Genomic DNA, 6,880 nt, shown 5'->3' with positions numbered 1-6,880 from the left:
CATCAGGCAGTTTCCCAGACATTACTCACCCGTCCGCCGCTCGTCACCCGAGAGCAAGCTCTCTGTGCTACCGCTCGACTTGCATGTGTTAGGCCTGCCGCCAGCGTTCAATCTGAGCCATGATCAAACTCTTCAATTAAAGTTTGATGCTCAATGAATTAAACTTCGTAATGAATTACGTGTTCACTCATGAGTCTTGGTATTCATTTATCGTCTTGCGACGTCAAGAATCCAGTCCATCTGAGTGCCCACACAGATTGTCTGATAAATTGTTAAAGAGCAGTGCCGCTTCGCTTTTTTCTCAGCGGCGCGGGTTGCGTATACTACGCTTTCCCGCTTCAGAGTCAAGCGTTAATTTTCGCTTCACCCTGTTTTAAATCTTTCTGTCAGGCCGGCGTGTTTGCCGTTGTGCCGTGTCAGTGGAGGCGCATTATAGGGAGTTCTCGGACGCTGACAAGGGAAAAATACAAAAACTTTATCGTTCGATTAATTTTCAGGCATAACGCCTGTTATCTGCGCGGATTGCGCGTAAGTTGAGCTATTTCACGTGCGAAAGCCGCAACTTGTTGCCAGTCGGTATAGACCACCTCTTTACGCGTATCCGTTTCTCCTCCTGTCATTTTCATAATTAGTCGAATCATAAAACGGTCATACCAGCGGTAACGCGGATAGCGCAGGGCGCCCGCAAACACCACGCTATGGTCCGGATGCCATAAAGAATGGAGCAGAAACTTACGTGTGTAGTTATTGGTTTGCGGCGTACGCTTCTCCGGTTTCCGCGCAACGAGGTTCACGGAAAAAAAAGCGCCGGGTAACGCATTGAGCTCGGCATGGTGTTTTTTCACAAAAGCATCCAGCGTGGGATGGAAGTGACCATAACGGATAGAAGCGCCGATAACGACTTTGTTATAAAGCGACCAGTCAATAGCTTCCGCGCGATGCAGATTCATCACTTCCGCATCGACGCCCTGCTCTTTTAATTCCGAAGCGATAAAGGACGCGATTTCGCGCGTCTGTCCATCTCGGGTAGAAAACAGAATAAGGGTTTTCAAAACAAGCTCCATTTATTCGCGCCAGAAAGTGGGTGTAAACAGCACCAGCAGCGTAAAGACCTCAAGACGCCCGAACAGCATGTTCGCCATCAAAATCCATTTGGCGACCGGATTCATACTGGCAAAGTTATCCGCAACGACGCCAAGGCCTGGCCCCAGGTTATTAAGCGTTGCGACTACCGAAGCGAAAGCCGAAAAGTCATCCACGCCCGTCGCGATAATCGCCAGCATGCTGATAATAAAAACTAACGCGTAAGCAGAGAAAAATCCCCATACTGCTTCAAGTATGCGTTCCGGCAATGCGCGATTGCCAAGCTTGATAGTGTAAACCGCATTAGGATGGACGAGACGTTTCAGTTCACGGTTCCCTTGCTTAAAGAGCAGCAGAATACGGATTACCTTAAGCCCACCGCCCGTCGAGCCGGCGCAGCCACCGATAAAAGCAGAGCATAAGAGTAGAACAGGCAGGAAAAGCGGCCAGCGCGCAATGCTGTCTGTGGTAAAGCCTGCCGTGGTCGCCATAGAGACCACCTGAAAAAACGCCTGATTGAGAGTCATCATGGCGGAGTTATACACATCATGGAACCACAGCACTAATGTACAGACCGCGACCAGCGTCACCTGTACGCCGATGAACATGCGAAACTCAGGATCCCGCCAGTACACCTTCAGGTTGCGCCCGCTCAGCAGGGAAAAATGCAGGCCATAGTTACAGCCCGAGATAAGCAAAAAGATAGCGATAATCGTGTTGATGGTGGGGCTATTGAAGTAGCCTACGCTTGCATCGTGGGTGGAAAAACCGCCGATGGCAATGGTCGCAAAACTGTGACCGATAGCGTCGAAGGCGGACATTCCGGCGAACCAGAGCGCCAGCGCGCAGGCGACTGTCAGCAAGACATAAATCAGCCACAGCGTTTTCGCGGTTTCAGCAATACGCGGCCGCATCTTATTATCTTTCAGCGGCCCCGGCATTTCGGCGCGGTAAAGCTGCATGCCCCCAACGCCAAGAATCGGCAGTATCGCCACCGCCAGTACGATTATCCCCATACCGCCGAACCATTGCAGCATCTGGCGATAGAACAAAATAGCGTGCGGTAAAGAGTCCAGCCCTACAAGCGTTGTCGCGCCCGTGGTTGTTAACCCTGAGAAAGATTCAAAAAAGGCGTCCGTGACCGTAAGGTTCGGTCTTTCAGAAAAGATAAAGGGCAGCGCACCCACGCTGCCCAGCACGGTCCAGAAGAGCACGACAATAAGAAACCCTTCTCGGGATTTCAGCTCTTTTTTCTCGCGGCGGTTTGGCCACCAGAGCGCCGCGCCTATCGCCAGCGCGACAAAAAAGGTCTGCGTAAAGGCCCGACCCGCGCCGTCCCGGTAAATAAGGGCCACCAGTCCGGGAATAATCATGGTTCCGGAAAAGAGAATAACCAGTAGTCCAACGATTCGGGTTATGGCGCGAAAATGCATCTGCCGCTTCCTTAAGGATCAAAAAAACGAGGGGGGATTATTATTCAACCGGTAACAAATGCAATGCGCCGCGACTAAAATCTGCAAGCTTCAGAGAAAACGCGGCAACCTGGGTATGAGGCAGCGCAATGCGCAGCGCCACGTTCGCCTGGTAATCGCTGTGCGATATCCGCCCCTCATGTTGTTTAAGCAGTGCTTCGATACCCGCAAGCTGCGCATAATCACACAGCAAAGTATATTCAGTTAACGGCACTTTGCGGAATGTGACGAGCTGGTTAAGCGCCAGCTGCACACCGCCGCCATACGCTTTTACCAGACCGCCTGTACCGAGCTTGATACCGCCGTAGTAGCGCACCACAACAGCCGTAATTTCGCCCACTCCGCTGCCCAGCAGTTGAGCGAGCATTGGTTTACCTGCCGTTCCTGCCGGTTCGCCGTCATCAGAAAAGCCCAGCTGTTGCGAATCATCCGGCGCGCCCGCCACCCATGCCTGGCAGTGATGGCGGGCATCGGGATGCTCCGCTTTCACCAGGCTGACAAAAGCTTTCGCCGCTTCCACGCCGTCGGTATGGGCGAGCAGCGTAATAAAGCGGCTTTTTTTTATCTCTTCCGTCACGGTGACCGGCTGCGCCGGGATAAGCCAGCTTTCCATCAGGCGAGTTTAAGATCCCGCGTCATGTTTTCCGTGCCGTTCTCGTGAATTACAACGTTATCCTCAATGCGGATCCCGCCGAACGGCTTAAGCGCTTCAATTTTCTGCCAGTTAAAGTGCTTGCTGTACTGACCTTCACGCCACGGCGCCAGCAGCGACTCGATAAAATAGATACCCGGCTCGATAGTCAGCACCATGCGCGGTTGCAGCACGCGGGTGCAACGCAGATAAGGGTATTTCTCCGGGGCCGGAAGATGCGTGCCCGTATCATCCTGCATAAACCCGGCAACGTCGTGTACTTGCAGGCCAAGCGGATGCCCGATGCCGTGCGGCATAAACGGCCCGGTAATATTGGTTTCCACCATGGCTTCTTCGCTAATGTCGTTCACAAGCTGATGGCGACGCAGCAGTTTTGCAATGCGCTGATGGAACTGCACATGGTAGTCGATGTAGCTTACGCCCGCTTTCATGGTGCCGATCAGCGCCAGCTGCTCTTCGTTCACATCTTTAATCAGCTGTGCGAAATCATTATCGCTGCTGGTCGCCCAGGTACGGGTAAGATCTGCCGCATAGCCGTTATATTCAGCCCCGGCGTCCAGCAGGAAACTACGCATTTCAGCAGGCGCCTGCTGGTCAAGCTTCGTGTAATGCAGTACGGCGGCATGTTCATTAAGCGCCACGATATTGCCGTAAGGCACGTCGATATCACGATGGCCGGTAGCGGTCAGATAAGCGAGGTTAATGTCAAATTCGCTCATTCCGGAAAGGAAAGCTTCGTGCGCCGCGCGATGGCCGGTTACCGCCGTTTTCTGCGCTTCACGCATGCAGGCCAGTTCATAATCCGTTTTATAGGCACGATAGTAATGCAGATAGTCGATAACCCCTTTCGGGTTGATCTTATCAGTGGCAATATCCAGCTGAATGGCGCGCTCCGGCACCGGACCTATGTAAGCAATGTTGCCGCGCGCAGCGGGAAGCTGACTGCCGATGCCATCCGCTTTCGGCAACGCGACGATGTCAATCTCCTCGGTCCAGAACGACTCCGGCAACGGCTCCACGTTGTGCCAGTAATCGACCGGCAGATAGAACCACAGTTTCGGCTTATTAACGCCATCCACCAGCAACCAGCAGTTTGGCACCTGAGTCACTGGCAGCCAGGCTTTGAACTGGGGGTTCACTTTGAACGGATAAGGATGGTCATCAAGGAAGACATTAAACAGCTCGCCTGAGTGAATAAGCAGCGCATCAAGGTTAAAGCGCGACAGCACATTACGGGTACGTTCCTGTAACGTAGCCAGATGATTTTTATAAAGAGCGGCCAGCGAATCCATAATTTACCCTTCATTTAATAGTCCTGAACCCAGGCATCTTAGCACAACTTATTCCCACAGACGGTTTTCCCCCATCCGTGATCGCGTTTGCAAATATTTAAAGAGAAATTTGCATTTCATTAACATCAACTCCACACTCCGCTTCATCTGGTACGACCAGATCACCTTGCTGGATTCAGGAGACTGACATGCTTTACAAAGGCGACACCCTGTACCTCAACTGGCTGGAAGATGGCATCGCCGAACTGGTGTTTGATGCCCCAGGCTCGGTTAACAAGCTCGACACAGCGACCGTTGCGAGCCTTGGGCACGCGCTGGACGTGCTGGAAAAGCAATCTGACCTCAAAGGCCTGCTGCTGCGCTCAGAAAAAGCGGCGTTTATCGTCGGCGCGGACATTCACGAATTTCTTTCCCTGTTCCTTGTGCCCGAGGAGCAGTTAAGCGACTGGCTGCATTTCGCCAACCGTATATTTAACCGTCTTGAAGATCTGCCTGTTCCTACCCTTTCCGCCATCAACGGCTACGCCCTGGGCGGCGGCTGTGAATGCGTACTGGCGACAGACTACCGTATCGCCACGCCGGACCTGCGTATCGGGTTGCCGGAAACGAAGCTTGGCATCATGCCAGGGTTTGGCGGCTCAGTACGCCTGCCGCGTCTGCTGGGAGCCGACAGCGCGCTCGAAATTATCGCCGCCGGAAAAGATGTCAGCGCGCAGGAAGCGCTGAAGCTCGGGCTGGTGGATGCGGTAGTGAAACCAGAAAAATTGTATGACGGCGCGCTCAGCGTGCTTCGCCAGGCTATCAACGGCGATCTCGACTGGAAAGTGAAACGTGCGCCAAAGCTTGCGCCGCTGAAGCTTAGCAAGATTGAAGCCGCCATGAGCTTTACTATTGCGAAAGGCGTGGTCATGCAGACCGCCGGCAAGCATTACCCTGCCCCACTGACCGCCGTAAAAACTATCGAAGCAGCGGCAGGTTTGGAACGAGACAGCGCGCTGGCGCTGGAAAACAAGAGCTTTGTGCCGCTTGCGCATTCGAACGAGGCACGGGCGCTGGTTGGCATCTTCCTGAACGATCAATACGTTAAAGGGTTGGCGAAAAAGCTGACCAGCTCAGTGGAAACGCCGAAGCAAGCCGCCGTACTGGGCGCAGGCATCATGGGGGGCGGCATCGCTTATCAGTCTGCCTGGAAAGGCGTGCCCGCAATCATGAAGGATATTAACGAAAAATCGTTAGCGCTCGGTATCAATGAAGCCAGCAAACTGCTTAACAAACAGCTGGAGCGCGGCAAAATTGACGGGCTGAAGCTGGCAAGCGTCATCGCCACCATTCACCCAACGCTGGATTACGCCGGTTTCGACCGCGTCGATGTAGTAGTGGAAGCGGTGGTAGAAAACCCGAAGGTCAAAAAAGCGGTGCTGGCGGAAACCGAAGAGAAAGTACGCCCCGATACCGTGCTGGCGTCGAATACCTCGACCATCCCTATCACTGAACTGGCAAGCGCACTTAAGCGCCCGGAAAACTTCTGCGGCATGCACTTTTTTAACCCGGTGCACCGTATGCCGCTGGTGGAAGTGATCCGCGGCGAAAAAACGTCTGATGAAACCATCGCAAAGGTCGTGGCGTGGGCCAGCAAAATGGGTAAAACCCCGATTGTTGTGAACGACTGTCCCGGCTTTTTCGTCAACCGCGTTCTGTTCCCTTACTTTGCCGGATTCAGCCAACTGCTGCGCGACGGCGCCGATTTCCGCCAGATAGACAAAGTGATGGAGAAAAAATTTGGCTGGCCGATGGGTCCGGCTTATCTGCTGGATGTCGTCGGCATTGATACCGCGCACCATGCGCAGGCCGTAATGGCCGCGGGTTTCCCGCAGCGTATGCAAAAAGCGTATCGCGACGCCATCGACGCGCTGTTTGACGCCGGACGTTACGGCCAGAAAAACGGCAAAGGCTTCTATAGCTATAAAGAAGACAGCAAGGGCAAACCGCGTAAAGAGCAGGATGAAGCCGTAGACAGCCTGCTCGCCGAAGTGAGCCAGCCGAAGCGTGATTTCAGCGACGAAGAAATCATCGCCCGGATGATGATCCCGATGGTTAACGAAGTGGTGCGTTGCCTTGAAGAACGCGTTATCGCAAGCCCTGCCGAAGCGGATATGGCGCTGGTCTACGGGTTGGGCTTCCCTCCGTTCCACGGCGGCGCATTCCGCTGGCTCGACACACAGGGCAGCGCGCAATACCTGGATATGGCGCAACGCTATCAGGCGCTGGGGCCGCTTTACGATGTTCCGGCCGGGCTGCGTGAAAAGGCGCGTCACGATGAGCCTTACTATCCCCAGGTTGAACCTGCCCAGGCGGCTGGCGAACTGAAAACGGCTTAAGGA

General features: G+C 53.9%; 5 protein-coding genes and 1 rRNA gene. 1 reads left to right on the top strand and 5 read right to left on the bottom strand.

Features of this window, described 5'->3' with window-relative positions:
* The 5 genes from DW56_RS15070 to pepQ form a co-directional block, all read right to left on the bottom strand.
* Nucleotides 1–139, bottom strand: a 16S ribosomal RNA gene (locus DW56_RS15070); the annotation flags it as partial.
* Between the two features lie 370 nt (nucleotides 140–509).
* Nucleotides 510–1,052, bottom strand: a complete 543-nt coding sequence (gene hemG, locus DW56_RS15065; RefSeq protein WP_024554992.1) for a menaquinone-dependent protoporphyrinogen IX dehydrogenase — start codon at nucleotides 1,050–1,052, stop codon at nucleotides 510–512.
* A 12-nt stretch (nucleotides 1,053–1,064) separates the two neighbouring features.
* Nucleotides 1,065–2,516: a Trk system potassium transporter TrkH gene (trkH, locus tag DW56_RS15060; RefSeq protein WP_024562270.1), complete on the bottom strand. Its 1,452-nt coding sequence runs from the start codon at nucleotides 2,514–2,516 to the stop codon at nucleotides 1,065–1,067.
* A 40-nt stretch (nucleotides 2,517–2,556) separates the two neighbouring features.
* Complete coding sequence (locus DW56_RS15055) at nucleotides 2,557–3,168, bottom strand: IMPACT family protein (protein ID WP_024554990.1); 612 nt, start codon at nucleotides 3,166–3,168, stop codon at nucleotides 2,557–2,559.
* Complete coding sequence (gene pepQ / locus DW56_RS15050) at nucleotides 3,168–4,499, bottom strand: Xaa-Pro dipeptidase (protein WP_024554989.1); 1,332 nt, start codon at nucleotides 4,497–4,499, stop codon at nucleotides 3,168–3,170. Before pepQ ends, DW56_RS15055 begins: the two co-directional genes overlap by 1 nt.
* 188 nt (nucleotides 4,500–4,687) lie before the next feature.
* Here pepQ and fadB point away from each other — a divergent pair, with 188 nt between their 5' ends.
* Nucleotides 4,688–6,877 (top strand): fatty acid oxidation complex subunit alpha FadB, encoded by a 2,190-nt coding sequence (gene fadB, locus DW56_RS15045; protein WP_024554988.1) that lies wholly within the window; start codon nucleotides 4,688–4,690, stop codon nucleotides 6,875–6,877.
* Nucleotides 6,878–6,880: the final 3 nt, after the last annotated feature.

It is taken from the genome of Franconibacter helveticus LMG 23732 (genome assembly GCF_000463115.2).
In the GTDB taxonomy this organism is placed as follows: Bacteria; Pseudomonadota; Gammaproteobacteria; order Enterobacterales; family Enterobacteriaceae; genus Franconibacter; species Franconibacter helveticus.
Note: the sequence above shows the minus strand (reverse complement) of the source record. Positions and strands in the feature narration are given on the sequence as shown.